The 25,578-nt window shown below is 55.2% G+C and carries 24 protein-coding genes and 4 tRNA genes; 10 read left to right on the top strand and 18 right to left on the bottom strand.

Translation table 11 applies throughout. The features are described 5' to 3' along the window. The first annotated feature begins 90 nt into the window (after nt 1-90). From ACHZBF_RS09345 to ACHZBF_RS09375, 7 genes are all read left to right on the top strand, one after another. The gene (locus tag ACHZBF_RS09345) at nt 91-780 is read left to right on the top strand and encodes a TSCPD domain-containing protein (protein WP_029133709.1); all 690 of its coding nucleotides are present in this window, start codon (nt 91-93) and stop codon (nt 778-780) included. Between the two features lie 344 nt (nt 781-1,124). Further along, the gene (locus tag ACHZBF_RS09350) at nt 1,125-1,700 is read left to right on the top strand and encodes a hypothetical protein (protein ID WP_321528272.1); all 576 of its coding nucleotides are present in this window, start codon (nt 1,125-1,127) and stop codon (nt 1,698-1,700) included. A gap of 146 nt (nt 1,701-1,846) precedes the next feature. Further along, nucleotides 1,847-3,376 carry an IS1182 family transposase gene (locus ACHZBF_RS09355; RefSeq protein WP_462691999.1) on the top strand — a complete coding sequence of 510 codons (1,530 nt, stop codon included), beginning with the start codon at nt 1,847-1,849 and terminating at the stop codon, nt 3,374-3,376. A 157-nt stretch (nt 3,377-3,533) separates the two neighbouring features. Then, nucleotides 3,534-4,337 (top strand): nucleotide-binding protein, encoded by an 804-nt coding sequence (locus tag ACHZBF_RS09360; RefSeq protein WP_321528274.1) that lies wholly within the window; start codon nt 3,534-3,536, stop codon nt 4,335-4,337. A gap of 819 nt (nt 4,338-5,156) precedes the next feature. Continuing rightward, nucleotides 5,157-6,656 carry a CoA-acylating methylmalonate-semialdehyde dehydrogenase gene (locus ACHZBF_RS09365; RefSeq protein ID WP_321528275.1) on the top strand — a complete coding sequence of 500 codons (1,500 nt, stop codon included), beginning with the start codon at nt 5,157-5,159 and terminating at the stop codon, nt 6,654-6,656. A gap of 120 nt (nt 6,657-6,776) precedes the next feature. Further along, nucleotides 6,777-7,649, top strand: coding sequence for a 2-hydroxy-3-oxopropionate reductase (locus ACHZBF_RS09370; RefSeq protein WP_321528276.1), 873 nt, complete (start codon nt 6,777-6,779; stop codon nt 7,647-7,649). Between the two features lie 197 nt (nt 7,650-7,846). After that, nucleotides 7,847-8,245: an OsmC family protein gene (locus ACHZBF_RS09375; protein WP_321528277.1), complete on the top strand. Its 399-nt coding sequence runs from the start codon at nt 7,847-7,849 to the stop codon at nt 8,243-8,245. 346 nt (nt 8,246-8,591) lie between these two features. Here ACHZBF_RS09375 and ACHZBF_RS09380 read toward each other — a convergent pair whose 3' ends face one another. The 6 genes from ACHZBF_RS09380 to ACHZBF_RS09405 form a co-directional block, all read right to left on the bottom strand. Next, nucleotides 8,592-8,768: a hypothetical protein gene (locus tag ACHZBF_RS09380; protein ID WP_157606804.1), complete on the bottom strand. Its 177-nt coding sequence runs from the start codon at nt 8,766-8,768 to the stop codon at nt 8,592-8,594. A gap of 30 nt (nt 8,769-8,798) precedes the next feature. Continuing rightward, on the bottom strand, nt 8,799-10,160 hold the full coding sequence (locus ACHZBF_RS09385; RefSeq protein ID WP_029133705.1) for an amidase: 1,362 nt from the start codon (nt 10,158-10,160) through the stop codon (nt 8,799-8,801). After that, nucleotides 10,150-11,574 carry a TRAP transporter large permease gene (locus ACHZBF_RS09390; protein WP_321528278.1) on the bottom strand — a complete coding sequence of 475 codons (1,425 nt, stop codon included), beginning with the start codon at nt 11,572-11,574 and terminating at the stop codon, nt 10,150-10,152. The genes ACHZBF_RS09385 and ACHZBF_RS09390 overlap by 11 nt, the downstream gene beginning before the upstream one ends. A gap of 3 nt (nt 11,575-11,577) precedes the next feature. Continuing rightward, complete coding sequence (locus ACHZBF_RS09395; protein ID WP_084610046.1) at nt 11,578-12,264, bottom strand: TRAP transporter small permease subunit; 687 nt, start codon at nt 12,262-12,264, stop codon at nt 11,578-11,580. 106 nt (nt 12,265-12,370) lie between these two features. Further along, nucleotides 12,371-13,534, bottom strand: a complete 1,164-nt coding sequence (locus ACHZBF_RS09400) for a TRAP transporter substrate-binding protein (protein ID WP_084610044.1) — start codon at nt 13,532-13,534, stop codon at nt 12,371-12,373. 134 nt (nt 13,535-13,668) lie between these two features. Beyond that, entirely contained in the window at nt 13,669-14,634 is a 966-nt protein-coding gene (locus tag ACHZBF_RS09405) for a 2-hydroxyacid dehydrogenase (RefSeq protein WP_321528279.1), read from the bottom strand. 317 nt (nt 14,635-14,951) lie between these two features. Between ACHZBF_RS09405 and ACHZBF_RS09410 the strand changes: the two genes are divergently transcribed. Further along, nucleotides 14,952-15,839, top strand: coding sequence for an NAD(P)-dependent oxidoreductase (locus ACHZBF_RS09410; protein WP_321528280.1), 888 nt, complete (start codon nt 14,952-14,954; stop codon nt 15,837-15,839). 62 nt (nt 15,840-15,901) lie between these two features. Here ACHZBF_RS09410 and ACHZBF_RS09415 read toward each other — a convergent pair. From ACHZBF_RS09415 to ACHZBF_RS09455, 9 genes are all read right to left on the bottom strand, one after another. Further along, nucleotides 15,902-15,989: transfer RNA gene (locus tag ACHZBF_RS09415), tRNA-Leu, on the bottom strand. Between the two features lie 23 nt (nt 15,990-16,012). Continuing rightward, nucleotides 16,013-16,086: transfer RNA gene (locus ACHZBF_RS09420), tRNA-Cys, on the bottom strand. A 99-nt stretch (nt 16,087-16,185) separates the two neighbouring features. Continuing rightward, nucleotides 16,186-16,261 (bottom strand) — tRNA-Gly (locus tag ACHZBF_RS09425). A 64-nt stretch (nt 16,262-16,325) separates the two neighbouring features. Next, complete coding sequence (pgsA, locus tag ACHZBF_RS09430) at nt 16,326-16,910, bottom strand: CDP-diacylglycerol--glycerol-3-phosphate 3-phosphatidyltransferase (RefSeq protein WP_037375313.1); 585 nt, start codon at nt 16,908-16,910, stop codon at nt 16,326-16,328. A gap of 6 nt (nt 16,911-16,916) precedes the next feature. Next, nucleotides 16,917-18,746, bottom strand: coding sequence for an excinuclease ABC subunit UvrC (uvrC, locus tag ACHZBF_RS09435; protein ID WP_321528281.1), 1,830 nt, complete (start codon nt 18,744-18,746; stop codon nt 16,917-16,919). A gap of 7 nt (nt 18,747-18,753) precedes the next feature. Then, nucleotides 18,754-19,383, bottom strand: coding sequence for a uracil-DNA glycosylase (locus ACHZBF_RS09440; protein ID WP_321528282.1), 630 nt, complete (start codon nt 19,381-19,383; stop codon nt 18,754-18,756). A gap of 3 nt (nt 19,384-19,386) precedes the next feature. Next, nucleotides 19,387-20,031, bottom strand: coding sequence for a UvrY/SirA/GacA family response regulator transcription factor (gene uvrY / locus ACHZBF_RS09445; RefSeq protein ID WP_029133697.1), 645 nt, complete (start codon nt 20,029-20,031; stop codon nt 19,387-19,389). Between the two features lie 219 nt (nt 20,032-20,250). Further along, the gene (locus tag ACHZBF_RS09450) at nt 20,251-21,210 is read right to left on the bottom strand and encodes a DHH family phosphoesterase (protein WP_321528283.1); all 960 of its coding nucleotides are present in this window, start codon (nt 21,208-21,210) and stop codon (nt 20,251-20,253) included. A 1,083-nt stretch (nt 21,211-22,293) separates the two neighbouring features. Beyond that, nucleotides 22,294-22,384, bottom strand: a tRNA-Ser gene (locus ACHZBF_RS09455). Between the two features lie 218 nt (nt 22,385-22,602). Here ACHZBF_RS09455 and ACHZBF_RS09460 point away from each other — a divergent pair. Both ACHZBF_RS09460 and ACHZBF_RS09465 read left to right on the top strand, forming a co-directional pair. Further along, entirely contained in the window at nt 22,603-23,274 is a 672-nt protein-coding gene (locus tag ACHZBF_RS09460) for a Bax inhibitor-1/YccA family protein (protein ID WP_029134368.1), read from the top strand. A 65-nt stretch (nt 23,275-23,339) separates the two neighbouring features. After that, nucleotides 23,340-23,525, top strand: a complete 186-nt coding sequence (locus ACHZBF_RS09465; protein ID WP_029134367.1) for a hypothetical protein — start codon at nt 23,340-23,342, stop codon at nt 23,523-23,525. Nucleotides 23,526-23,598: 73 nt separating this feature from the next. On the opposite strand, the gene serS is transcribed toward ACHZBF_RS09465, so the two are convergent. Genes serS through crcB form a run of 3 tightly spaced genes read right to left on the bottom strand, consistent with a single transcriptional unit; the run spans nt 23,599 to nt 25,559 of the window. After that, entirely contained in the window at nt 23,599-24,873 is a 1,275-nt protein-coding gene (gene serS, locus ACHZBF_RS09470; RefSeq protein ID WP_029134366.1) for a serine--tRNA ligase, read from the bottom strand. 3 nt (nt 24,874-24,876) lie between these two features. Continuing rightward, nucleotides 24,877-25,188 carry a DUF190 domain-containing protein gene (locus ACHZBF_RS09475; RefSeq protein WP_029134365.1) on the bottom strand — a complete coding sequence of 104 codons (312 nt, stop codon included), beginning with the start codon at nt 25,186-25,188 and terminating at the stop codon, nt 24,877-24,879. Beyond that, a complete protein-coding gene (crcB, locus tag ACHZBF_RS09480) occupies nt 25,185-25,559 on the bottom strand; it encodes a fluoride efflux transporter CrcB (protein WP_029134364.1) in 375 nt (124 codons plus the stop codon). Before crcB ends, ACHZBF_RS09475 begins: the two co-directional genes overlap by 4 nt. Nucleotides 25,560-25,578 lie beyond the last annotated feature (19 nt).

Below are 25,578 nucleotides of genomic sequence, written 5' to 3' on the forward strand. Positions count from 1 at the left end.
ACCGGGGTAACAGACCAGACAGAAAGTACCAGACTCAGGTCTGACACAGAGGATTCAACCGCTCAGTATCCGCTGACAGGGTTAAGTAATATGGCAATCAAGATTGACAGTAAAATCGTAGGCTACAGTGTCGCCAAAGAGGAAGAGGCTCCAGCGCCCGTTGAGGCGAAGGCACCGGAAAGCAATATCATCCACATGCATGAGAAAGTGGCGCGTCCGGAGATGCTGTTCGGCTCCACCTACAAGATCAGCACGCCGCTTTCCGAACATGCGCTCTATGTCACCATCAATGACATTATCCTTAACCATGGTACCGAGCATGAGGTACGCCGTCCCTATGAGGTGTTCATCAACTCCAAAAACATGGACCACTTCCAGTGGATTGTTGCCCTGACCCGAATCATCTCGGCGGTGTTCCGCAAGGGTGGCGACGTCACCTTCCTGGTGGAAGAGCTGCGTTCGGTTTTCGATCCCAGCGGCGGCTATTTCAAGAAAGGCGGCAAATACATGCCCTCACTGGTGGCCGAGATCGGTGATGCCATTCACTGTCACCTGGTCATGATCGGCCTGCTCAAGGAAGAGGGTCCGGACGAGCACCAGCAGAAACTGATAGATGAAAAACGCGCCCAGTACGAAGAGTCGATTAACCTGCGCGACAAGGAGCACGCCAGTGACTTCCCAGAAGGCGCCCAGCTCTGCAAGAAATGCAACACCAAGGCCGCCATCATGATGGACGGCTGCCTGACCTGTCTCAACTGCGGTGATTCAAAGTGCGGTTGAGCCAGCCTGCGTAACAGACCAGGGGCCCGTTTGTGGGGGAAAGCATAAGCTGCAAACCTGTGCTCATAAGATGCAAAACTGGCTAACATAACTTGAAAACCGAAAAGGCGAGCTTAACGCTTGCCTTTTTTCTTGTGAGTGAGAGAACACTTTTATGATTACTTTCGGCTGATAAACTCAGGAATACTAAGAAATGAGCTTCTATGGGCGGGATGCCTCACTCCAAAATTATCCCTAAATATAGAACACAAATAGAACAATATGTCGGGATCGTCAATATATTCTACAGATGTATATTGCGCCGGATATGCGGACTGTATAAACAGCGTTAGGGCAAATATGAAATGAGCTTCGAAGATGAGTTTGCCACTGTAGAACTACTCAAAGAATCCTCCGCAGAAACAAGAGGTGTTGATGCTTTCGCGCTTTCATTGATAAAAGCAGAGCGCCAGATTAGAAAATTGGTAACACATTTAGTCTTTCAGTTTCCCTGCTTTTCAGGGAGTGAGGTCTCAGCACTCAAAGAAAAGCTGGCAGACAACCGCCGCGTGTACTTTGAAGGAATGATTAACGGCTTTAATGCTATATACCCAATTACCGTTGAAGTTGTGGTCGGTCAGCAATACCAAACGCTTCAATCGAAAATATCTGAAGCAATACAGCATAGAAACAAGATATTCCATGGCCAGCTCACGAGCAGAAGCTTATCGAGAGATGACCTCTTTTCATATATAGATAATATTTCGGAGTGGTGCCGTCTGTTAGCTTCTGGAGCTCAAAATGAAATTGGCTATAATGGTTTCACTAGAAATTCTTTCCAAAAATCAAAGAAAAACGATATTCACACTCAGTTTAAAGTGTCACTTCAGTCTGTCGAAGATTATGAGGCATTTATTAGAGAAAACATGCAAAGGCCCTAACAAGTGCGTTAACTCGGACCCCATAAAGCGGCGTTCATTCCTCACGCCACCTTATGGGTCCGGTTACGCATGGCGTTGAGGCTGTAGAAAAACCCCGTTATTGGGTAAAATCAGAAACACAATAATACTGGCAGGGAGAATGGATGATGGCCCGCTATAAGGAGTACAACTACGATCAAATGAAGATGATCCCGGTTGCCTTTGATCGCCAGATTCTCCCCGGCAGCTTTGAATATTCCCTCTCTTATTTAATTGATCATGAACTGGACCTGACGTCCTTCGATCGCCACTACCGCAACGATGACAATGGCCGCCCGGCCTATGACCCACGACTACTGCTAAAGATCATCATCCTGGCCTACTCCAAAGGCATCACCAGCAGCCGACAGATTGAACGGCTGTGCCGTGAGAACATCACCTTCATGGCGCTCTCGGCCGATACCCAACCCCATTTCAGTACACTGGCCGATTTCATCTCCCGTGCACCGGAAGCGATTACCGATCTGTTCAGCCAGATCGTATTGATGTGTGATCAGCTGGGTCTGATTGGCAAAGAGATGTTTGCCATTGATGGTTGCAAGCTACCCTCTAATGCCTCCAAGGAGTGGAGTGGCACCCATGCCGAACTGAAAAAGAAGCGTCAGAAGATTGATAGAGCGGTGCGCCGCATGCTGCAGCGACATCAAGAGCAAGACAATGCCGAGCTGGCACCGGACATACAAGCACGCGAAAAGGAACAGATCAAGAAGCTGCGGGCCGTCTCACGCAAGATCAAACACTTTCTCGATACCGAAACCGAGCGTAAGGGGATAAGCGGCAAAACGGTAAAAAGCAACATCACCGACAACGAAAGCGCCAAGATGAAGACCAGTCATGGCGTGATACAGGGCTATACCGGTGTAGCGGCGGTGGATAGCCAATGCCAAGTTGTGGTGCACGCCGAGGCCTTTGGGCAGGGTCAGGAACATGGCTTATTGAAGCCGGTCCTCGAAGGGATCAGAGAAACCTTCGTTGACACTGCATCAGAAAAGCAGTTGAAAAAGACCCAGATCACGGCGGACTCGGGTTATCACAACCGGGAGATGCTGGAATACCTGGAAGCGGAAGGTATCGATGCCTATCTGGCCGATACCGGATTCCGTTCCCGTGATCCGCGTTTCAAGGATCACAAATCCGCCAAGGAACGAAACAAGCGCCAGGACAAGGAGCGTTTCAGCCAGAGTGAATTCGCCATCGACCGAAAAAGCGAGACCTGTCGTTGCCCAGCGGGAAAGATAATGTGGCTCAAGGCCCGGCGCGCCCGAATCGGCCATCACCTGTTCATGCAGTTTCAGGGCTACGAGCACGACTGCAACGACTGTGGGTTGAGAAAGCGTTGTCTGCGGAATCCAAACCAGCCTACCCCACGCCAGATCAACGTCGCACTGGATATCACGCAGGAGCAAAAGGCGGGAATCATCGAGCGGATGAAGCGCAAAATAGACAGCCCGAAAGGCCGGCATATCTATAGTCAGCGACTGGGCACGGTGGAGCCGGTGTTTGGACACATTACGGATGCCATCGGCATCAAGCGATTTAGCCTAAGAGGCAAGCGCAAGGTGGATGGGCAATGGAAGTTGATGATGTTGTTACACAATATCTTGAAGATCCACCGGTATGGATGGGAATGGGCGTAGAAAGCAAGGAACGATGGCGTGTTGATCGCCATATAGATAAATCATCAAACAGCTACCAATAATTATGAAAGAGTGTCGTCGAGAATTCACCAGCCAGAAACTTGTTTGCGTTAGGCGGGTTTTTCGACAGGCTCGTTAGGTCTTTAGAGGGAAAGTTGTGAACAATCAAGAAGAAGCGATAGCAGTAGTCCAAGAGCTTTCTAGTCAACTGGTTAATATCGCCAATGAAGCTAAAAGCTTAGCTGATCATCAATCGGGCTTTGAGAAGGTAAAACGATGGAAAGATCGTGCGTCGAGAAAAATATCAGAACAAATCAATCAAGTTGAAGGAGATAAGCTAAGGAACAAACGAAAGATGTCGTTTCGAATGGGTGACCCTATCGGAAACTTAGTTGATGAAGCTCGAATGTATCTTGGTTTTCTTGAGGCCCTCGAAGATGAACTAAAAAACCACCCAGAAGATGTATTAGATCGTGCAGTCCCTGCTAAAGATGTTTCGGATGCCGTTATAGAACCTCAAGCCAAGACAGTCAGCAACTGTGTGTTTATCGTACATGGTCATGATGAACTGAATTTGCTTAGAACAAAAGAGCTACTGAGGGAGCGATGGGCACTGGACCCAGTAGTGCTATCGGGTCAGCCAGGAAAAGGTAGAACAATAATTGAAAAATTTGAAGATGAAGCGCAAAGAGCATCTTTTTCTTTTGTTCTATTGACTCCTGATGACGTAATACAAAAAGATGAAAGTGAGTACAGTCAAGCCAGGCCAAATGTAATATTTGAGTTAGGGTGGTTCTATGGTCGCCTTGGTAGAGAGCGTGTATGTATTCTGTTTAAGAAAGGCACAAAAATTCACTCTGATCTTGATGGTGTAAGCCGCATCCAATTTAATGATTCTGTTACGGAATCAATGGCCGAAATAGAGTCAGAACTAGTTGAGGCTGGCCTTCTTGAAAAATGACCTAATCGGGTAGCCGGGGGTCTTTAACCCCCAGCCCCCACAACACCCTGCATGCGGCTCCGCACAGGGCGTTTCACTTGGAATGGTGAAGCTTGATCCATCCATCACGTAACGAGTAAAGTCCCTGAGATTTCAGGTAGGCATTGGACAATGCCTGCTGTATCCCCGGAGTCTTTGAGAATCAATGGGGTCAGTGTCATTGATATTACAGCTAAGGGCACTTCACCAACGGCCTACAGCATCTTCAACCACGTCACTGAAGGGATCAACTCACAGTTCGTCCTGCTAGTCAGCCGTATCAATAACTCTGACCAGAATGGCACTTACTTAATTCCAACCAATTGAAATAATTGCAAAAGTGACCGGTATGACGTTAGGCTTCAAATCGCCAAATCATCCACCTTCATGAACTAATTGGGGTCAGATGAAAAACTATCTGTAATCATACTTGTGCGGCATGGAGTTTTTCATCTGACCCCAGTTACTTCAGTTACTTGCCGGTGATGGTATTCACGGGCACGTCGGTAACGAAAACCACACACTGCAGCGGCTCAGTTCGACATAGCGAAAATTTGGACTAACTTATTAGTAGCGTTGATTGCAATTTAGAGGCTCTGTCCCAGTTACCCGCTGCATTCGGGACAATGCTTTGTAGGAACGGATTCATCCGCGAAATTGACGGCTGATGCCGCTCCTAGCGGGCAAATCCGCTCACGCACATCCTTGTGCTTCGCGGTATAAGCCCCTCCCTGGGCAAATCGCCAAATCAAATCGACATCAACGCATAACCGGGACAAAGCCACTCTGAAGGACGTGAATATGATCAAGACACTGCACCACTATATAGGCGGACAACCGGTCGAGGGTACCAGCGGCCGCTACGGTGACGTGTTCAATCCTGCGACTGGTCAACTCAGGGCTCGGGTGCCGCTGGCATCGGCCAACGAGGTAGACAGCGCGATCGCGGTGGCTGACCAGGCATTTGCCGGCTGGCGGGATACCCCTCCCCTGCACCGCGCCAGGGTACTTTTCCGGTTTAAGGCGCTGCTCGACAAGCATCTGGAGGAACTCGCCGAACTGGTATCCGCGGAACATGGCAAGGTGCTCAACGATGCCAGGGGTTCGGTGATTCGGGGCATGGAGGTGGTGGAGTTTGCCTGCGGCGCGCCCCATTTGCTGAAGGGTGGTTTTTCCGAAAATGTCGGTACCAACGTGGATAGCCATTCGATCCGCCAGCCATTGGGCGTCTGTGTCGGTATTACACCGTTCAATTTTCCGGCCATGGTCCCGATGTGGATGTTTCCGCTCTCTATCGTCTGCGGTAATACCTTTATCCTGAAGACATCCGAGAAAGTACCCTCCACCGCCCTGCGGCTGGCTCAGTTGCTGAGCGAAGCAGGCCTGCCGGACGGCGTGATGAATGTGGTAAACGGCGACCGGGAGGCAGTCGACGCGCTGCTCACCCACCCCGGCGTGGCTGCCGTCAGCTTTGTCGGTTCCACCCCGGTTGCGGAGTACATCTATCAGACGGCTTCCAGCCACGGCAAGCGGGTCCAGGCCCTGGGTGGCGCCAAAAATCACATGGTCGTGATGCCGGATGCCGACATGGATCAGGCCGCCGATGCCCTGATGGGTGCCGCCTACGGCTCGGCCGGTGAACGCTGCATGGCAATCTCTGTGGCGGTGGCCGTCGGTGATCAGAGCGCCGATGCCCTGGTGAAACGACTGGTGCCGCGGGTGGAGAACCTGAAGATAGGCCCAGGCACCGACCCAGAGGCGGAGATGGGGCCACTGGTCACCCGTGAACACCGTGCGCGGGTAATAGGCTATGTGGACCTGGGCGTTGAAGAGGGGGCAGAGTTACTGGTGGATGGTCGCAACCGGACGATCAGCGGCCATGAGGACGGTTATTTCCTCGGCGGCTGCCTGTTCGACCGGGTGTTACCGGACATGCGCATCTACCGGGAGGAGATCTTCGGCCCGGTGCTTTGCATAGTGCGGGCGGACGATTTCGAGACCGCACTCAAGATGGTCAACGACCATGAGCTTGGCAACGGCACCGCCATCTTTACCCGCGATGGCGAAACCGCCCGCACCTACGCATCGCAAGTACAGGTGGGCATGGTGGGCATTAACGTGCCGATTCCGGTACCCATGGCTTTCCATAGCTTTGGCGGCTGGAAACGCTCCCTGTTTGGGGATATACATGTGCACGGCATGGAAGGCATCCAGTTCTATACCAAACTGAAGACCATCACCACACGCTGGCCCGAGGGTAGTCGGTCCGTCGCGGACTTTCATATGCCAATCATGAAATAGACACTCATTATCCGCTAGTCAGTAACAGCCCCGGCCAGCGCCTTTCGGCGATGCACACACCAAAACAGGCGGAATCCACCGGCAATCAACCATTACACACACCATGGAGTGAAGGTAGATATGAGCAAAATAGGATTCATCGGAGTGGGCATCATGGGTAATCCCATGGCCGGGCACCTGCAGGCGGGAGGGCATCAGCTTTACCTGGTGAGACACCGGTCTCCCCTCCCTCAGGCGCTGCTGGACGGCGGCGCCGTGGCTTGTGATTCGGCCAAGGCCGTGGCTGAGCAGGCCGAAATCGTGATCACCATGGTGCCCGATACCCCCCATGTGGATCAGGTGCTGTTTGGAGAGGATGGAGTGGCGTCCGGATTGAGCCCCGGAAAACTGGTCATCGACATGAGTTCCATCTCACCCAGCGAGACCAAATCCTTCGCATCGAGGATCAATCAGCTGGGCTGTGATTATCTGGATGCCCCGGTATCCGGCGGTGAGGTGGGCGCCAAGTCGGCATCTCTTACCATCATGGTGGGAGGACCGGGCAGCGCCTTCGAAAAGGCCAGGCCGCTGTTCGAACTGATGGGCAAGAACATCACCCTGGTCGGCGGTAACGGCGCCGGTCAGACCTGCAAGGTGGCGAACCAGATTGTCGTCGCCCTCACTATCGAGGCGGTGGGCGAAGCGCTTCTTTTCGCATCCCGGGCCGGTGTAGATCCCGCCGCTGTGAGAGAGGCACTGATGGGCGGTTTTGCCGGTTCAAAGATCCTCGAGGTACACGGCGAACGCATGATCAAGCGCACCTTCGACCCGGGATTCCGTATCGCCCTGCACCAGAAAGACCTCAACCTGGCGCTCACGGGCGCCCGCGAGCTGGGCCTGAGCCTGCCGAATACAGCCACCACCCAGGAACTGTTCAATGCCTGTGACGGAAATCTCGATCACTCCGCCCTGGTCCAGGCGCTGGAGGCGCTGGCGAGCCATGAGATCGCGTGAGACCAGCCATCAGTGGGACTAACTCCCACCGGGTATAGCTGTTTCGGTTTCGTAGGGTGGATAAGCCGGTAGGCGCATCCACCGCGGCAATGGTGGATGCGCTGTCGCTTATCCACCCTTCAAAGTACTTTATCAACTTGAAGTACACCAACCACCTTCTCCCCGGAGGAGATTTATCAAACACGAGGAAATCAACCATGCCAACCGTTCACATCACTGTCGATCAAATGGATCACTCATCGTCCCGGGGACAGGCCGGTGATCACTCGCACATCATGGACCGTCCGGAAGCCAAGGGCGGACAGAATAAGGGCCCCATGGGAGGGCAGACACTACTGATGGGCCTCGGGGGTTGCTTCATGAGTAATCTGCTGGCGGCGGCCAAGGCGCGGAATATTGAGATCAACAACGCCAGGGCCAAGATCGAAGGAGAGCTTGCCGATGCCCCGGCCCGCTATACCGATATTCACATGATAGTGACGGCACAATGCTCCGCACCCGGGGAGCTGGAAAAACTGGTTACCATCGCCGAACGCGGTTGTATCGTTGCCAATACGCTCGCGAATGCGGTCAACCTGACTATTGAATGTGGATAGTCTGGCAGGCTGTTGGCAAGTGGCAGGCGGGTGGGACAGCATGAAGCGTCAGCGCATCCACCAAAGCAATGGTGAGCGGTGGTACAGAGGGAGTTGTACAGGGATGTATCGTTTATGGAGCCGAGGATGCAATGTACCGTTTACAGAGTCGAGGATGGCATGCACCTACCGGCTTATGCACTCTACAAAACTGACGCACGACATAGAAATGTTGCATGGTTTCTTGAAAGGCACCACTCGTAGAGTTCAGCACCACACCCCGTAGGAGGCCCGCCCCCGGGCCGATTTCGCGGCGAGGCGCCGCTCCTACAGGTGGATTTTTGCAAAAATCGGGTAAAGGGTAAGATTATTCGTTACTGTTATTGCCCTTTTCACGCAGCGTGCGCCAGAAATCGTAGATTGCCAGCAGCGAAACCAATCCAATAACAATGATCAGATCGATATCCGGCACGAACCAGGCGACCACCCCCAGGAAGGCGATCATCGTGGACAGTGCCATGATGGCCATGATTTTGTCTGTCATATCACTCGACCTGTTTCAGACCTGACATGTTCAGGCTCCCAGGGTGTTGACCAGCCAACGCGCCGTACGCAACAGCCGCCCGTCGGCGTGGCGGCGGCCAACCAGTTGCACACCGATCGGCAATCCGTTGGCACCCGTCAGCAACGGCAGAGTCACTGCCGGCACGCCAACGAAAGACCACAGGACATTGAATGCCGCACTGCCGGTACTGCCGAAGCCGGCCGGTGCCTCGCCTGCCACAGCCGGTGTAACGATCGCATCATAGCGCTCCAGAACCTCTTCCAGACCGGCATAGAGCGGTTCGCGCCAGTCGTGAGCGGCGAGATAATCGACCGCACTGATGCTCCGGCCCTCCTCTATCGCACTGCGGGTCTCCTCCGCGAGACGCTCGGATCCACGGTCATAGTAGTGCCGCAGGTTGTGGGCAATCTCGGTCAGCATGATGCGGCGATGCGCCGCTGCCCCCTCACTGAAGATCCTGGGCAACTCAACTTCATCGCAATGGTCTCCAAGTGCCGCAACCAGTTCGGCGAAACCCTCGGCACAATCCGCCTCGATCCCGGTCCAGGCGGGTGTCTTGACGAATGCCAGCCGTGGCGTCACCGGCGGTTCGGATAGCGCGGTGTCGAGGATCCTTGGCGCGGCTGCGGGTGTCGTGTCCGGGTCAGCCGCATCATAACCGGCCAGCACATCGGCAAGCAGGGCGACGTCCGCAATTGTTCGGCCGAAGGTCCCTACGGTGTCGAGTCGTCGCGACGTGCGCAAGACACCGCTGCGCGGGATCAGACCAAAGGTTGGCTTGAAGCCGACCACGCCACAATATGAGGCGGGCCGTATCACCGAACCGCCGGTCTGGGTACCGACCGCCAGTGGGACCATGCCACTGGCGACCGCCGCCGCCGAGCCCGAGGAAGAACCCCCAGGGGTATGTTCCAGGTTATGGGGATTACGGGTTTTGGCAGGGGCAAGGTAGGCACATTCAGTGGTGACTGTCTTGCCGAGAATCACGGCACCGGCGGCGCGCAGGCGGGCCACCAGCCAGGCATCCTCGTCGGGTCGACGCCCGGCATCGAGCGCACAGCCATTTTCGGTCGGCAGGTCCCGGGTATCGATAATGTCCTTGATGCCCACGGGCAGTCCGTGCAGCGGCCCGAGCGGCTGCCCGGTCCGGCGATAGGCATCAAGCCGCTCCGCCTGGCCCATGGCATAGCCTTCATCGATGCTGGACCAGGCCTGGATTGCCTCTTCGCCAGTGGCAATCCGGCGCAGGCAGGCGGCGGTCAGTTCAACAGCACTCAGCGCGCCGTCGGCAATCCGCCGGCGTGCCTCCAGCGCACTCAGGTCAACCAAACCGGGGGAATTCGTTACTATTTTTTGTTGCTCAACGGCCATAGATCAGATCCGGCAGCCAGAAGGTGATTTCGGGGAAGTTGTACAGGATTACCATGGCAAACAACACCATGGCGAGATAGGGATAGTTGCCCTTGAAGATCTGGTTCAACTGCACGTGCGGTGGCGCGATACCCTTCAGATAATAGGCCGACATCGCCATCGGGGGCGTCAGAAACGAGGTCTGCAGATTGAGCGCAACCAGGATGCCGAAGAACAGTGGATCGATGCCGAAGTGCGGCAGCAGCGGCAGGAATATCGGCACGAAGATGATGATGATCTCGGACCACTCCAGCGGCCAGCCGAGCAGGAAGATAATGATCTGCGCCATGATCAGGAACATCACGGGCGAAATGTCCAGGCTGGTGACGAATTCGCTGATGATCTGTTCGCCACCGAGATAGGAGAACACCGAGGAGAAGGTCCAGGAACCGACGAACAACCAGCACACCATCGCCGTTGTGCGCAGGGTCAGGTAGACCGATTCTCGCAGCCGCTGCCAGGTGAACGCCCGGTAGGCGAAGGTGAGCAGCAGGCCGCCGAGGGCGCCGACCGCGGCCGCCTCGGAGGGCGTTGCCAGGCCAAACAGGATTGCACCCAGAACCGCCATGATTAGAAAGGCGAGCGGAAAAAATGAGGTCAACAGCCGCACAATAATCTGGGCAACCGTGAATTCACCGACCTCCGCTCGGGTCGGCTTGGGTGCCAGATGCGGTTGTAGCATCGAGCGACCGATTACGTAGACAACGTACAGGCCCGCCAGCAGCAGACCGGGAAACAGCGCACCGGCATATAGTTTGACGATAGACACACCAGATGCCGCCGCATAGACGATCAGCATGATCGACGGCGGAATCAGGATGCCCAGTGTGCCGCCGGCACAGATTACCCCGGATGCCAGGCTGGTGTCATAGCGCGCCTTGAGCATCGCCGGGAAGGCGAGTAGACCCATCAGGGTCACGACCGCGCCGACAATGCCGGTGGCCGTGGCGAACAGAGTGCAGGTGATCAGCGCGGCGACTGCCATCGAACCGGGTAGGTGGCGGGCGGCGATGTTCAGGGTGTGAAAAAGTCGCGCGACGATGTTGGCGCGCTCAACGATGTAGCCCATGAACAGAAACAGCGGGACGGCGGTGAGCACATCGTTGGCCATCACCGAGTAGGTCTGGTTGACAAACAGGTCGAAGATCCGGTTGTTGAACAGCCCGTCGATCCACAACTGGATCTGAGTCCACTGGTCCGGATCACCTTTGGAGATGGCCCGATCGTAGGCCCGCCACATCCGGTCGGGGTCGAAATAGGCGTAGTAGCCGAACATGATGCCCATCGCCATCAGCGTGAAGGCGACCGGAAAGCCGAGCAGGATGATGAACAGGAAAATCGCCAGCATCGACAGTGCGATTATAGGATCGGACATGGCTCAGTTGCGCTCCGGGTCATTGTGTTTTCTTTTTGTTCGTTGCTGCCTTTCTTCCAGTTCCTGGTGCTGCTGTTCAAGATCGTGCGCGTCCTCGCGCGACACCTGAGAGGCGAAACTGCCGATCTCCTCGGCCCCCTCGCGAGCCAGTTGCACCTCCGTCTCCTCGATATCCTCGGCAGCCATGAGCCATTCACCGGTGCGGATACAGATGATGCAGCGGAAAACCTGGGCGATACCCTGAATGAATAACAGGATGCCGGCCGCGACGATCACAGTCTTGAACTGGAACACCGGGATGCCTGCCGGGCTGTTAACGCTGACCTCGAGGTAGCGCCAGGAGCGCTCAGCATATTTCCAGCCGGAGATAATCAGCGCGAGCACACCGGGGAAGAAGAACAGAAAATAGAGCACCAACTCGACGCGTGCCTGGGTTTTTGGTCTCCATAGCCGGTAGATAAAGTCGCCGCGCACATGCCCACCACGCGACAGCGTATAGGCGCCGCCCATCATGAACAGCGTTCCGTAGGTAATGTATGACAGATCGAATGCCCAACTGGTGGGTGCATTGAGACCGTATCGCACGACAACTTCATAGCCAACACCGATCGCCATGACCAGGATCAGCCAAGCGAACGCCTTGCCGAACCACGCCGACAAGCGGTCGGCAAACTGTATGTAGCCGAGCATTGTTATCCCTTTATCCTTGCGTAAAGACGGCTTGCAAAGGCCCGCCCCACCCTGTGGCGGCATCACACCGGTACCGCCACAGGGTGGGTTGCACAGTCACCGCCGGTCAGAGCTTCAATTTGCCCGGGAAGTAGTGATTGTATGCCAAAGCGTAGTCCGGCGAGTTCATCAACTCATAGAACACGACCCGGTCGACCCAGGCACGCTGGCTGTCCAACACCTTTTTCATGTAGGAATCCTTCTCCAGGTCGGGGATAATCTCATCCCAGGCCTTGAGTTCCGCGTCGAGGATCTCCTGAGAGGTGCGGTGCACCGTGACGCCCTTGTTCTGTATCTCCACAAGATCCTTGGAATAGTTGTCCAGCGCGCTGGCGGTATTCGCTGTGCTTGCCGCTTCCACGCCGTACTCCAGGATTGCCCGCAGGTCCTCGTCCAGGTCGTCGAAGAAGTCCTTATTGAACAGGAATTCGAAGCTCTCGCTGGCCTGGTGATAGGACGACAGGAAGTAGTTCTTGGCAACGTCTGGCGATCCGAATCGCAGGTCCGACGAGGGGTTGTTGAACTCGAAGGCGTCAATCACACCGCGCTCCATTGCCGGCACAATCTCGCCGCCGGGCAATTGGGCGACGCTCATACCCATCTTCTGCATCAGGTCCGCTGCGAGACCCACGGTGCGGTACTTGAAACCCTTCACCTCCGATGCCTTGGTTATCGGCTTTTTGAACCAACCGAATGGCTGCGCCGGCATCGGGAAGCCCATAAAACCGTAAACGTTGAGACCCATGATTTCCTGGGTCAGCTCGCGGTAGAGATCCTTACCACCACCGGCATTGAACCAGGCCAGCATGGTGGTGGCGCTGCCACCAAACACCGGACCGGTGCCGAACAGCGAGGCCGCCTTGTGCTTGCCGTACCAGTAGACCGGTACGGTATGCGCCGCATCGAGCACGCCGTCGCTAACCGCGTCCATGACCTGGAAGGCGCCAACCACGGCACCGGCAGGCAGCAGGTCGATCTTCAGGCGATCGCCGGACATGCGCTCCACGCGCTCTGTATACTGGCGGGCAAAATCCATCCAGATATCGGAAGATGGCCAGGATGTCTGCATCTTGACAACCTTGGCGGCTCCCATGGAAATCATCGGGAAACCGACCGTAGCGGAACCGACCGCCGCGGCAAGACCACCTTTCAAGAACTTGCGCCGGCTGGTTGATGCCATGTTCTGTTCCGAACCGCCGGCCACGTCACCTTTCTTTGTTTCGTGTTTCATATAGCTCACCTCCTCAATGGGTACTACGTTTTAGTTTTTTTCTTACTGCATCAAAACGTACTCACACTCCTTCGCTTACCACATCTATCGAACTCTCTAAAACAGTATAGGCAATCGTTCTCCAACTATCCGAGCTAGGCCAGCCGGTCAGGCGGTTCCCGCCCGGCAGTAATCGCATCAAGGTTATCCAGTGCCCTGAAGCCCATGGCATCCCGGGTTTCCCGCGTGGCGCTGCCGATATGGGGCAGCAAGAACGTGTTATCCAACGCCTTGTAGCGAGGATCAATATCTGGTTCATTGTTGAAAACGTCGAGTCCGGCGGCAAAAAGCTTGCCTGAGCGCAACGCTTCAATCAGGGCGTCGTCATCCACTATGGTGCCACGAGCGGTATTCACCAGTATCGCCCCATCCGGCAGCAAGCCAAGGCGTTCAGCATTCATCAACCGCTCTGTTTCTGGAGTGGCCGGACAATGCAGCGAGAGAAAATCACACTGCGGCAGAAGTTGCTCCACGCTCCCGTGATAGATGGCACCCGCTTCAATGTCCGGAGATAGCCTGCTGCGATTATGATAGTGGATCTGCATGTCGAAGCCGCGGGCCCGTTTTGCCAGGATCTGGCCCACCCTGCCCATACCCAGAATACCCAAGCGTTTGCCCGTAACCTGAATACCAAGCCCACCGATTGCGCTCCAGTCACTCCAGGTCGCGGTACGAATCTGCTGTTCACCCTCATGGGCCCTTCGGGCCGCTCCGAGTATCAGCAGCATGGCAATCTCTGCGGTGGCGTCGCTGAGCACATCCGGCGTGTTGGTGACAATGATGCCACGCGCCTTGGCCGCATCGAGATCGATGTGATCAAACCCCACCGAGAAACTGCAGATTGCCCGAACGCTGTCTGGCAGGCGTTCAATAACCGCTGCGGTAAGTTTCTCAGTGTGGCAGGGGATGATGGCGTCGGCACCGGCTGAGAACTCCACGAGTTCATCACTGGTATAGACCCTATCCGCGCTGTTGAAACGGGCATCGTAATCACGCTCCAGTCGGGCCTCGACCGCATCTGGAAGTTTTCGTGTCACCAATACAACGGCTTTTTTACTCATAGCCTGTCATTGCGAATTCTTGATACCACTTGTTATCCTCACCGAGACTGGAGCAAATCCCAAGGAGCAAATCCCAAGCTGAAATTCCCCATTTACGTCCGTTCTCCCCCTTTCATGGCCATTAATCCCGCCATGCCGGGTCGTTTTCATAACAGTGTAGGCGAAGATTTTGGAATTTCGAGAAAACGATTCTAAATAGTCTAAAATTGATCCAACCAGCAGGTTGGTCTGATATATCCGCAAACCTCTCTTTTACCCGTTGATGGTGACGCCGTGCCTGTTTACCCCGAAACCTACTGCAAACGACTGCCCGGACCATGAACAGACTGAAAGATCACACCCTGGGTTTTATCGGACTGGGTCTGATGGGACGACCTATGTGTCTGAACCTTCATAAGGCCGGCGCCCGCCTGATCGTTCATAACCGTAGCCAGGAAGCCGCAAGGCAACTTGAAAGACCAGGCATCGTGCCCGCCGTATCACCTGCGGAGGTTGCCCGCTCCGCAAACATCATCCTGCTAATGGTCTCCGACACCCCCGCGGTTGAGCAGGTCCTGTTTGGACAATCGGGTATGATCGAGTGTCTGCAGGCGAACGCCCTGGTCATTGATATGGGGACAACCGCTGTCGCTCCCACTCGGGAGTTCGCCAGACGTTTGAACGCAATTGGCGTCGATTACATCGACGCACCGGTGTCAGGGGGCGAGATCGGTGCCATCAACGGCAGCCTGACCATTATGGCGGGGGGAACAGAAGAATCCATTCAGCGCGCCCTCCCCCTGTTCGAGGTGCTCGGCTCCAAGTTCACTCATGTCGGCGATGTTGGTGCCGGTCAAATCGCCAAAGCCGCCAACCAGGTCATTGTCGGCCTGAACATCGGCGCGGTTGCCGAAGCACTGGCGCTGGCAAAGCGGGCCGGTGCCGATCCGGCCAAGGTTCGTGAGGCTCTTATGGGCGGCTTTGCCGGCTCACGGATACTTGAAGTGCATGGTCAGCGGATGATCGAGGAGAATTTCAAACCGGGCGGGAAAATTGCCACTCAGTACAAAGACCTTGTTCAGGCACTTGAACTGGCCGCCCTGTTTGGCCTGGATTTACCTGCAACCAAACTCAACATGCAACTCTACAAGTCCCTGATCGACCAAGGCCTGGGCAATCTCGATCACAGTGCGTTGATCAAGGCGTTCAATAATCAGATTGAATAGTGCCCCGGGTTCAATTTGTAAGGTAATTGTCCAGGATAAATAGAAGTGCAACTGCTGATATATGGTGCCCGGGGCCGGACTTGAACCGGCACGGTCGCAATGACCGGCGGATTTTAAGTCCGCTGCGTCTACCAATTTCGCCACCCGGGCAGCGGATTTTAAAGCGGATAAAATGGAGGCTGAGCCCGGAGTCGAACCGAGGTAGACGGTTTTGCAAACCGCTGCATAACCACTTTGCTACTCAGCCATTTATCTGTACAGGGGCGGAAGTATCCGGCATTTTTGAGATATTTTCCACCACCTGAAGAAGAAAACCCCGAGTCTTTGCCCGGGGTATTCCGAAACTTGGAGCGGGAAACGAGATTCGAACTCGCGACCCCAACCTTGGCAAGGTTGTGCTCTACCAGCTGAGCTATTCCCGCGTCTCCTGATGCGCGGGCTATTGTAGTCGCCCAGCCGATCGTGTCAAGCCGAAGATCACCCCGATCAGGCGTTTTCCTCTGTTTGTGGATCGGCCCGGTCATTCAGACTTGGCCAGGCCGCCCGCAGGTACACGAACATGGACCACAGGGTGAGGACAACCGCCACGTAAAGCAGCACGAAACCGATGGTGTATAGCGGCAGACCAAACAGATCATTGCGGAAGATCAGAAGAAATATGGCGGTCATCTGAAAAGCGGTCTTCACCTTGCCGATCGCCGAGACCGCAATCTGCGCCCGCGCCCCGATCTCCGCCATCCACTCACGCAGGGCTGAGATGGTGATCTCGCGCCCGATAATCACCAGCACCGGGATGGCCAACCCCGGGATAGGATCCTGCTGTACCAGCAAAATCAATGCTGCAGCCACCATCAGTTTATCCGCGACCGGGTCAAGGAATGCGCCGAGCGCCGACACCTGTTCCAGTTTTCTGGCAAGGTAGCCGTCAAACCAGTCAGTGACCGCCGCGAGGGCAAAAACGATGGCACATGCCTCCGCCGCATACTGCCACGGCAAATAGAACAGCACGACAAAAACCGGAATCAGGAGTATCCGCAGGAGTGTCAATATATTGGGTATATTCTGAAGCATGCTTCCCTATTTATCTTCATGAAAGGCCGCGTAGATCTGTTCAGCCAGCTTACGACTGATCCCTCCTACCCGTTCCAGATCAACAATGCCCGCCCGGGCAACGCCCTGCAGCCCACCGAACTGCTTCAACAAGCGTTGCCGCCGCTTCGCCCCGATCCCGGGAATCTGTTCCAGCACTGAGGTTTTTCTGCTTTTTTCCCGCCTTTGTCGATGGCCGGTAATGGCAAACCGGTGCGCCTCATCCCGAATCTGTTGGACCAGGTGCAAAGCGGGCGAGTCTGCTGGCAGTATAATGGGGCTATCCACGCCGAACAAGAACAGCTGTTCCATGCCCGGACGCCGATCCGGCCCCTTGGCAACACCCACCAGCTGCACACCGACGACTGCCAGCTCATCCAGCACATTTGCAGCAGCCCGCAGTTGCCCCTTGCCGCCGTCAATAAACAGGATGTCAGGCAGTACCCCTTCACCCGATTGAATGCGCGTGTAACGCCTGGTTAGCGCCTGGGCCATCGCCGCATAGTCATCCCCACCCTGAATCCCGTCGATATTGAATCGCCGGTAATCCGCCTTGACCGGCCCCGTCGCATCGAATACCACGCAGGAGGCGACGGTCAGTTCGCCACTGGTATGGCTGATATCAAAGCACTCCATTCGATTGGGCATTTCATCCAGGGAGAGACTCTGTTGTAACGCCTCTACACGCTGCTGCATGCCCGCCTTGCTGGCCAGCTTCGCATCCAGTGCCAGTTGTGCGTTCTGCAGCGCCATGCGCAATCCCTGTGCCCGATTGCCGCGCACCTGCTGACGCAACCTCACCTGGTGACCGGCTTCCTGGGTCAGAACCTCTTCAAGCAGCGATTTATCATCGGGGGAGTGACTGAGGAGAATCTCCTGGGGGATCTGCTTACCGATGTAGTATTGGGCGATAAAGGCCGTGAGTATCTCCCCTTCCCGCTCCACGCCGGCCGTGTTGGGGAAGAAACTCTTGTTCCCGAGGTTGCGCCCATTACGGATAAAAAACAGCTGTACGCAGGCGCCACCACCCTTGGCGGCGCAAGCGATAATATCCATATCGCCCCGCTCACCGGTTATGTACTGTTTCTCCTGCACCCGGCTCAATGCAGCAATCTGATCACGCAATCGGGCTGCCTGCTCAAACTCGAGGGCGGCTGAGGCCCTTTCCATGCGTTTCACCAGTCCGTCAATCACCTGGCTGGCCTTGCCCTCAAGAAACAGCACGGCATCCTTCACATCCTCCGCGTAGTCGGCTTCTGAAATCAGTCCGACACAGGGTGCGCCACAGCGCTTGATCTGGTACTGCAGGCAAGGCCTGGAACGATTGTTGTAGAAGGTGTTGTCACACTGCCTGACAGGAAACAGCTTCTGTAGCAACTGCAGTGTTTCACGCATCGACCCGGCATTCGGATAAGGGCCAAAGAAACGCCCTTTTGCCTTGCGCCTTCCCCGATGGTAGGCGAGCCGCGGAAAGCTGTCGGCAGACAGGTAGATATAGGGATAACTTTTATCATCCCGGAGCAGAATATTGTATTTGGGCTTGAGGCTCTTGATCAGATTATTTTCAAGAATCAGCGCCTCGGCCTCTGTATGAGTAACCGTGACTTCGATGGAGTGGATTCTGGCCACCATCAATTGAATGCGTCGGTTCAGTGCCCGGGAGAAATAGCTGCTGACCCGCCGCTTCAGGTCCTTGGCCTTGCCCACGTAGAGCACTGCTCCCTCGACATCGAGCATGCGATAGACGCCCGGCAGTCTGGTCAGATGCTTGAGAAAACTTTTATGATCGAAAGCCGGTGTAGGTTTGTTTGCCGCCATGGGGCGATTATAGAGCGTTCAGCACTGCCCTGGCATGCGCAAAAACGGCATGGAACATCTCGGGTGTCAGTCGCCGTGTCTGCGTGTTGTATCGACTACAGTGGTAGGAATCGATCAATTGCAGACCATTTGGCAGATGATGGTGGGCGGCATGAGCAAACTTACAGGCACCCAGTTTGAGACCCGACGCCTTGAGTACTGCATTATGAGCCACCAGTCCCAGTGCCACGACAACGCCTGACTGAGGCACTGTTTTCAGCTCCTCAGCAAGATACTGGTTACAGGTGTTGATCTCACTGCCAATCGGTTTGTTCTGTGGTGGCAGGCACTTGACAGCATTGGTTATCCGGCAATCGCTAAGCCGCAGGCCATCGCCAGCCGATAGTGACTCGGGCTTACTGCCAAAACCGAATCGATGCAGCGTTTCATATAACAGGATACCCGCATAATCGCCGGTAAAGGGCCGCCCCGAGGCGTTCGCCCCATGCATACCTGGCGCCAGCCCCACTACAAGCAGCCGCGCCGCCGGATCACCGAATGGCGGAACCGGCCTGGCATAGTAGTCCGGATAATCGACTTTAACCTGATCCAGGAACTCCGCCAGGCGCGGACATTGACGACAGTCAGGATCAAACACCAACTACTTTTCCGTTGTAATCAAGCCGTGGCGGATCGCCAGCAGCGTCAATTCCACGTCGGTTTCTACATCCAGCTTTTCAAACAGCCGATGACGATAGGTGCTGACGGTTTTGGGGCTGAGACAGAGGGAATCCGATATGAACTGGGTTTTCTGTCCCTGGGTGATCATTAGCAGCACCTGCATCTCCCGCTGGGAGAGCCTATTAAAGGGGGAGTCCGGATTAGTGCCGGTCAGCATGGCCAGGGTCAACTTCTGGGAAACTTCATTGGATATAAAGGGCCGTCCGGATGCAACCATCTTGATGGCCTGAAAAAGCTCATCAGCCGGGCAGCCCTTGGTGAGATAGCCAAGCGCACCTGCCTCGTGCAGCTGCTCCGGAAATGGCGCATCGGAAAGCACGGTTACCGCTATCACCTGGGTAGCCGGATTCTGTCGGCGAATGCGCCGGGTCGCCTCAATACCACCTATTCCCGGCATATTGACATCCATCAGCACCAGATCGGGCTTGGTCTGCTTGGCCTTGACAACGGCGTCCTCACCGCATTCTGCTTCCCCCACCACCTCGATACCCGAGGAGTCCTGGAGGATATGACGAAACCCCGTCCGCACGAGCTCATGATCGTCAACAAGCAGTACCTTGATCACTCATTCACTCCATAGGGTCCGATGCCTACCAAATCACAGCACAAAGATAGGAAATTAATAACTAGCCGCTCAACCGCAAAAGCTAACCGTAACACGGCCGACTGTCAAGACAGAGTCCATGGAAGTTTGGCAATTCATGATCTGCAACAAGTTCCGCATGTGTTGATTCCAGAAAGCCTTTCCGCAGAATGCCGCCCCCTCTCCTTACGGGGCCATACACTATTTATACCTCGCCTGAAAAGCGGCGACAAAATCGGTATACCGGTCGATTGGGAGATGATTAATTCCGGCCGCACCGCGCCGGCCCCCTCCGGATGGAAACTGGCTGCACAGCACATCCGCTCCCATCTTATTTAGCAGCGGAGCGCGTACGCTAACCTGGTAACCGCCCTGACGGTTAGCAGTGACGACCGCATGAGCCCTTGCCGGATCGGCATTGGCCAGCGCATTGCCAAAGACCCCGCTGACCCGCCGCGCCCATGCCTGATCAGGCAATATATAAACAGCAATCACATCCGTTTCATAATCAGGCCTGATGGCATGCGCCCGGGCCATATCCTCGTTATACCCGTCATGCAGCTGCGTGTAACACGAGCGGGGATCGGCGATAAAATCCTCTGGGTTCGGATAGGCGAGCAGCGAGCGAAACAGGGCATCCGGAGCGACATGCAGATCGTTCACGGTTTCACCATAGCCGTTGTAGTTAACACAGGTGCCCAGCACCCTTAGCCGCTCAAGCTGTGCCTGCGACAGACCGGCCCGTCGTCCTATAGTCTCCGCGGCAGTCACCAGGTTGTCACCAAAGGCCGCCGTCACAGCCCAGGGCGTGAAACGACCACTCAGATAGTGATCGACCAACAGGCTGGTACAGACATCCGGAGCAGTATCTATAATGGCATCCAGACCGGGGTGATCAGGAATCTCACCCGCCATGTGATGATCCACGTAGAACAGCTCTACCCCCGCATCCAGCAACCGGAGCACATCATCCCTGTTCTGAGCCAGCGAGACATCCAGCACATTCACCCGGTCACCGGCAACCGCATTTACCCGTTGCAGCAATCTAATGTCCCTTTTCACGCCAGTGACCAGGATGCTCTCAAGCGGATTGGCCAGACGCAGTTGCAGAAGTGCGCAGATACCGTCGGCATCCCCGTTAAAGACATCAAATGTCGTCATTACAATACCCCATCACACTCATCGGCTATCGGAATTCCCATCCATTGTACCCCCCGCAATAATCATGCGATCTGATCCGATAGCAGGTATTGTACAACGCCATCACAACCTATGGGTTCGGGGGCCGAAACGAGCGTTGCCTGGGGCAACGTCCAGATCGGCTCCTGCCGATCTGTCGAACCGAGGGTTCTCACCAAATCCTGTGCACTTCACCAAATAAAAAGGCTCTGTCCCAGTTACCTGTGGCATGAGAAGTGGTCTTTTTGTAGAAGCAGGTTTATCCGCGAAATTCTCAGCTGAAGCCACTCCTGCCGCTACGTTTGGCCGCCGTAGAGAGGGGCTTGACCTGTAGGAGGCCCGCTCCGGGCCGAATTCGCGGCGAGGTGCCGCTCCTACTGGGCGAATCGCCAAGCTAAGCCAAAACAAGACCAACACATAATTGGGACAGAGCCAATAAAAAGCCCCGCACGAGGCGGATATCGTACCGATATAGTGTCTGCGGATAGCTGGCGGGGATTGATTCGCGCCATCCCTGGCGCTCACCCTGCGGGCGTTGCCTATGGCAACGTCCAGATCGGCTCCTGCCGATCTGTCGAACCGAGGGTTCTCATAAAATCCTGTGCACTTCACCAAATAAAAAGGCTCTGTCCCAGTTACCTGTGGCATGAGAAGTGGTCTTTTTGTAGAAGCAGGTTTATCCGCGATAATTCTCAGCTGAAGCCACTCCTGCCGCTACGTTTGATCGCCGGAGAGGGGTTTGACCTGTAGGAGGCCCGCCCCGGGCCGAATTCGCGGCGAGGCGCCGCTCCTACCAGGCGAATCGCCAAGCTAAGCCAAAACAAGACCAACACATAATTGGGACAGAGCCAATAAAAAGCCCCGCACGAGGCGGATATCGTACTGATATAGTGTCTGCGGATAGCTGGCGGGGATTGATTCGCGCCATCCCTGGCGCTCACCCTGCGGGCGTTGCCTATGGCAACGTCCAGATCGGCTCCTGCCGATCTGTCGAACCGAGAGTTCTCACCAAATCCTGTGCACTTCACCAAATAAAAAGCCCCGCACGAGGCGGGGCTTTTTATTTGGCGGAGAGACAGGGATTCGAACCCTGGGAGGGCTACAAACCCTCGCTGGTTTTCAAGACCAGTGCATTCAACCGCTCTGCCATCTCTCCAGAATTTTGAGTTGCGAAGAATACCCGATCCGGAAGGGTTCCGCCAGTACTTGCACGCACTATTTTCAGGCCTTGATTTATTGAACATTCGCCTCAATCCAGTATGCTATGATCATTTCAAAGACTATGAACCAACAGGCTATTCTATAGTCATACTAGACAGATCAACCGTTCTATAAAACCTGCATAACCATCGGATTTATTGGAGAAAATGCAACATGAATCGATTTAACCAGACTATCGCACAACCGGCACAAAGTGCACTTGCGGTAAATAAAGTCATTAAGAACACCTACATGCTGCTATCGGCCACGCTGTTCTTCAGCGCCATTATGGCGATGGTTTCCATGTTCCTTGCCATGCCCCCCATGGCCTATCTGATTTCCGTGATTGGCGCCATGCTGTTGGGTATGTTTGTACTGCCCCGTACCGCCAACTCTTCCTCCGGTATCGGGGTGATCTTCCTGATCACCGGTATGCTCGGTTTTGGACTGGGCGCCATTCTCACGCTCTATCTGCAACTGCCGCACGGGCCACAGACCATTGCCACCGCCCTGGGCGGAACCGGTGTGATTTTCCTGGGTCTCTCAGGTTATGCCCTGACCAGCAAGCGTGATTTCAGCTTCATGGGCGGGTTTGTGTTTGCCGGTATGCTGGTTATGATCGTGGCCATTATCGCCAACATCTTCCTCCAGCTGCCCTTCCTGTCACTGGCCATCTCGGCTGGCGTGATGTTGCTGATGAGTGCCTACATCCTGTTCCAGACCAGCCAGATGATGAATGGCGGCGAGACCAATTACATCTTTGCCACCTACAGCCTGTACATGGCCATTTTCAACATCTTCATCTCTCTGCTGCAGATTCTGGGCGTGTTTGGTGGGGATGACTAACCGGTTCAACTGGATAAAGCCCGTTCAGACCCCGGCTGATGCCGGGGTTTTGTTTGGAGGAGTCGATGGATAATATCTGGTTACAGATCGCGCTCGCCGCTACCATGGGGATGATGCTGTTCTTCCTCTATCCGAGAGCCAAGCAGTGGATGCAAAACGGCCCCAAGGCCGAGCAGGGTGACTGGATGGCGGCAGTAATTCCACTGCTGGCGGTGGTGGGCTTCGTGCTACTGCTGATCATGCTGGTCTGAACACGGGCACCACGCTTTTCACAGCAATAAAAAACGCGGCACAAAGGCCGCGTTTTTTATTGCTGGAGTCAGCTCAAGTCAACCGTTCAATACCGCCCATGTAGGGCCTCAACACTTCTGGAACCACGATGCTGCCATCCGCTTGTTGGTAGTTTTCCATCACCGCAACCAGGGTACGTCCAACCGCCAGTCCCGACCCATTCAGGGTATGCACCAGTTCGGGTTTCCCGGTTTCCGGGTTACGCCAGCGCGCCTGCAGGCGACGTGCCTGGAAGTCCTCGAAATTGGAACAGGATGAGATCTCCCGGTAGGTGTTTTGAGCCGGCAACCACACCTCGATATCGTAGGTCTTGGCGGCGGAGAAGCCGATGTCACCCGTGCAGAGTGTCACCACCCGGTAAGGCAACTCCAGCATCTGTAGAATTTTTTCCGCATGCCCTGTCAACTCCTCGAGCACCGCATAGGACTCCGTGGGTCGAACGATCTGGACCATTTCCACCTTTTCAAATTGGTGCTGCCTGATCATGCCCCGGGTATCACGACCATAAGAGCCCGCCTCGCTGCGGAAGCAAGGCGTCTGGGATACCCATTTGCGCGGCATATCCCCATCCTCGATGATCTCTCCGCGTACCAGATTGGTGACCGGAACTTCGGCTGTCGGAATCAGATAATAGGGTAACTCTCCAGAGAGCTTGAACAGATCCTCCTCAAACTTCGGCAGTTGCCCGGTTCCCTGGAGACTGTCAGCATTCACCATGAACGGGACATAGGCTTCCGTGTAGCCGTGTTCACTGGTGTGGGTATCCAGCATGAACTGGGCCAGAGCCCGATGCATGCGGGCGAGCGGTCCCTGCATGGTGACAAAACGCGAACCGGTAATTTTTGCCGCTGTTTCGAAATCCAGCCAGCCCAGGGCACTGCCCAGATCCACATGGTCCCTGGGCTCGAAATCTAACTTTTTTGGCTCGCCCCAGCGACGCTCCTCCCGGTTGTCCGCCTCGTCTTTGCCATCGGGAACCGAGCTATGGGGGATATTCGGCAACCCCAGGGCGATCTCGCTCAGCTGCTCCTGGACGTTATTCAGCTCATCCTGCGCGTTCTTGAGTTTTTCTCCAAGGTCGGCAACCTCCGCCAGTAGCGGCTGGATATCCTCTCCGGCAGCTTTCGCCTGGCCGATCTGTTTGGAGCGACTGTTGCGCTGGTTCTGAAGTTCCTGAGCGGCCACCTGCAATCTTTTTCTGGACTCCTCCAGGGACTGGAACTGCTCAACATCCAGCACAACACCACGCCGTTTCAACTGGTCGGCGGTTGTTTCTAATTCAGTTCTGAGTATACGGGGGTCTAGCATGTTTTATTCACCACTGTTGACTGTTGCCGACCAGCTGACGATATGGCCCGGCTTGATGAGGGAATTCAGATGTTTCAGTACCTGGGACACTTTTTCAGGGGTATCGAAAAATTCCAGAATAATGGGCAAATCCAGAGACATGTCGAGTAGCGATGATGAATGCATGGTGCCCGACTGGCCAAACCCGGCAATTCCGCGAAACGCCGTCACGCCGGCCACCTGTTCCCGGTCGTGCAGTAACTCCAGCAGCTGCTGATACTGGTGTCTTCCTTCGGTCAGATAGATACGAACCATGGTTACCGTTCTGCTGTTCATAGCTGTCTCCCAAGAATCACGCCAGCCCAGCAGGCAAGCACGCAGGCACTCACCGATAGAAACATATTGAGGCCGGCCTTGACGAAATCCGCCTGCTCGATGAGATTGATTGTCTCAATGGAAAATGTGGAGAACGTGGTAAACGCACCCAGAAACCCTACCAGCAAGGCACCCCTGATTTCAGGGCTGACGCTCATCCGTTCCAGAAACAGGATATAGAGGAATCCCATCACCAGAGAACCCAGGACATTGACCGTCAGGGTGCCATAGGGAAACCCTCTACCGAACACCCCATAGATACCGTTGGAGACCCAGAAACGCATCAGTGCGCCGATAGCTCCCCCCGCTGCAATGGTCAATACCTGGAACAATGTTCACGCCCTGCCGGCA

It is taken from the genome of Sedimenticola selenatireducens (assembly GCF_963675335.2).
Classification (GTDB): Bacteria; Pseudomonadota; Gammaproteobacteria; order Chromatiales; family Chromatiaceae; genus Sedimenticola; species Sedimenticola selenatireducens.

What these genes read in the sequence shown, in the direction of transcription:
- ACHZBF_RS09375 (WP_321528277.1), top strand. Translation starts at nt 7,847, where the DNA reads ATGCCAACCGTTCACATCACTGTCGATCAAATGGATCACTCATCGTCC.
- pgsA (WP_037375313.1), bottom strand. Translation starts at nt 16,910, where the DNA reads ATGCTTCAGAATATACCCAATATATTGACACTCCTGCGGATACTCCTG.
- ACHZBF_RS09465 (WP_029134367.1), top strand. Translation starts at nt 23,340, where the DNA reads ATGGATAATATCTGGTTACAGATCGCGCTCGCCGCTACCATGGGGATG.
- ACHZBF_RS09345 (WP_029133709.1), top strand. Translation starts at nt 91, where the DNA reads ATGGCAATCAAGATTGACAGTAAAATCGTAGGCTACAGTGTCGCCAAA.
- ACHZBF_RS09380 (WP_157606804.1), bottom strand. Translation starts at nt 8,768, where the DNA reads ATGACAGACAAAATCATGGCCATCATGGCACTGTCCACGATGATCGCC.
- ACHZBF_RS09395 (WP_084610046.1), bottom strand. Translation starts at nt 12,264, where the DNA reads ATGCTCGGCTACATACAGTTTGCCGACCGCTTGTCGGCGTGGTTCGGC.
- ACHZBF_RS09390 (WP_321528278.1), bottom strand. Translation starts at nt 11,574, where the DNA reads ATGTCCGATCCTATAATCGCACTGTCGATGCTGGCGATTTTCCTGTTC.
- serS (WP_029134366.1), bottom strand. Translation starts at nt 24,873, where the DNA reads ATGCTAGACCCCCGTATACTCAGAACTGAATTAGAAACAACCGCCGAC.
- ACHZBF_RS09460 (WP_029134368.1), top strand. Translation starts at nt 22,603, where the DNA reads ATGAATCGATTTAACCAGACTATCGCACAACCGGCACAAAGTGCACTT.
- ACHZBF_RS09370 (WP_321528276.1), top strand. Translation starts at nt 6,777, where the DNA reads ATGAGCAAAATAGGATTCATCGGAGTGGGCATCATGGGTAATCCCATG.
- ACHZBF_RS09350 (WP_321528272.1), top strand. Translation starts at nt 1,125, where the DNA reads ATGAGCTTCGAAGATGAGTTTGCCACTGTAGAACTACTCAAAGAATCC.
- ACHZBF_RS09355 (WP_462691999.1), top strand. Translation starts at nt 1,847, where the DNA reads ATGGCCCGCTATAAGGAGTACAACTACGATCAAATGAAGATGATCCCG.
- ACHZBF_RS09385 (WP_029133705.1), bottom strand. Translation starts at nt 10,160, where the DNA reads ATGGCCGTTGAGCAACAAAAAATAGTAACGAATTCCCCCGGTTTGGTT.
- uvrC (WP_321528281.1), bottom strand. Translation starts at nt 18,746, where the DNA reads ATGGCGGCAAACAAACCTACACCGGCTTTCGATCATAAAAGTTTTCTC.
- ACHZBF_RS09450 (WP_321528283.1), bottom strand. Translation starts at nt 21,210, where the DNA reads ATGACGACATTTGATGTCTTTAACGGGGATGCCGACGGTATCTGCGCA.
- ACHZBF_RS09410 (WP_321528280.1), top strand. Translation starts at nt 14,952, where the DNA reads ATGAACAGACTGAAAGATCACACCCTGGGTTTTATCGGACTGGGTCTG.
- ACHZBF_RS09400 (WP_084610044.1), bottom strand. Translation starts at nt 13,534, where the DNA reads ATGAAACACGAAACAAAGAAAGGTGACGTGGCCGGCGGTTCGGAACAG.
- ACHZBF_RS09405 (WP_321528279.1), bottom strand. Translation starts at nt 14,634, where the DNA reads ATGAGTAAAAAAGCCGTTGTATTGGTGACACGAAAACTTCCAGATGCG.
- ACHZBF_RS09475 (WP_029134365.1), bottom strand. Translation starts at nt 25,188, where the DNA reads ATGAACAGCAGAACGGTAACCATGGTTCGTATCTATCTGACCGAAGGA.
- ACHZBF_RS09365 (WP_321528275.1), top strand. Translation starts at nt 5,157, where the DNA reads ATGATCAAGACACTGCACCACTATATAGGCGGACAACCGGTCGAGGGT.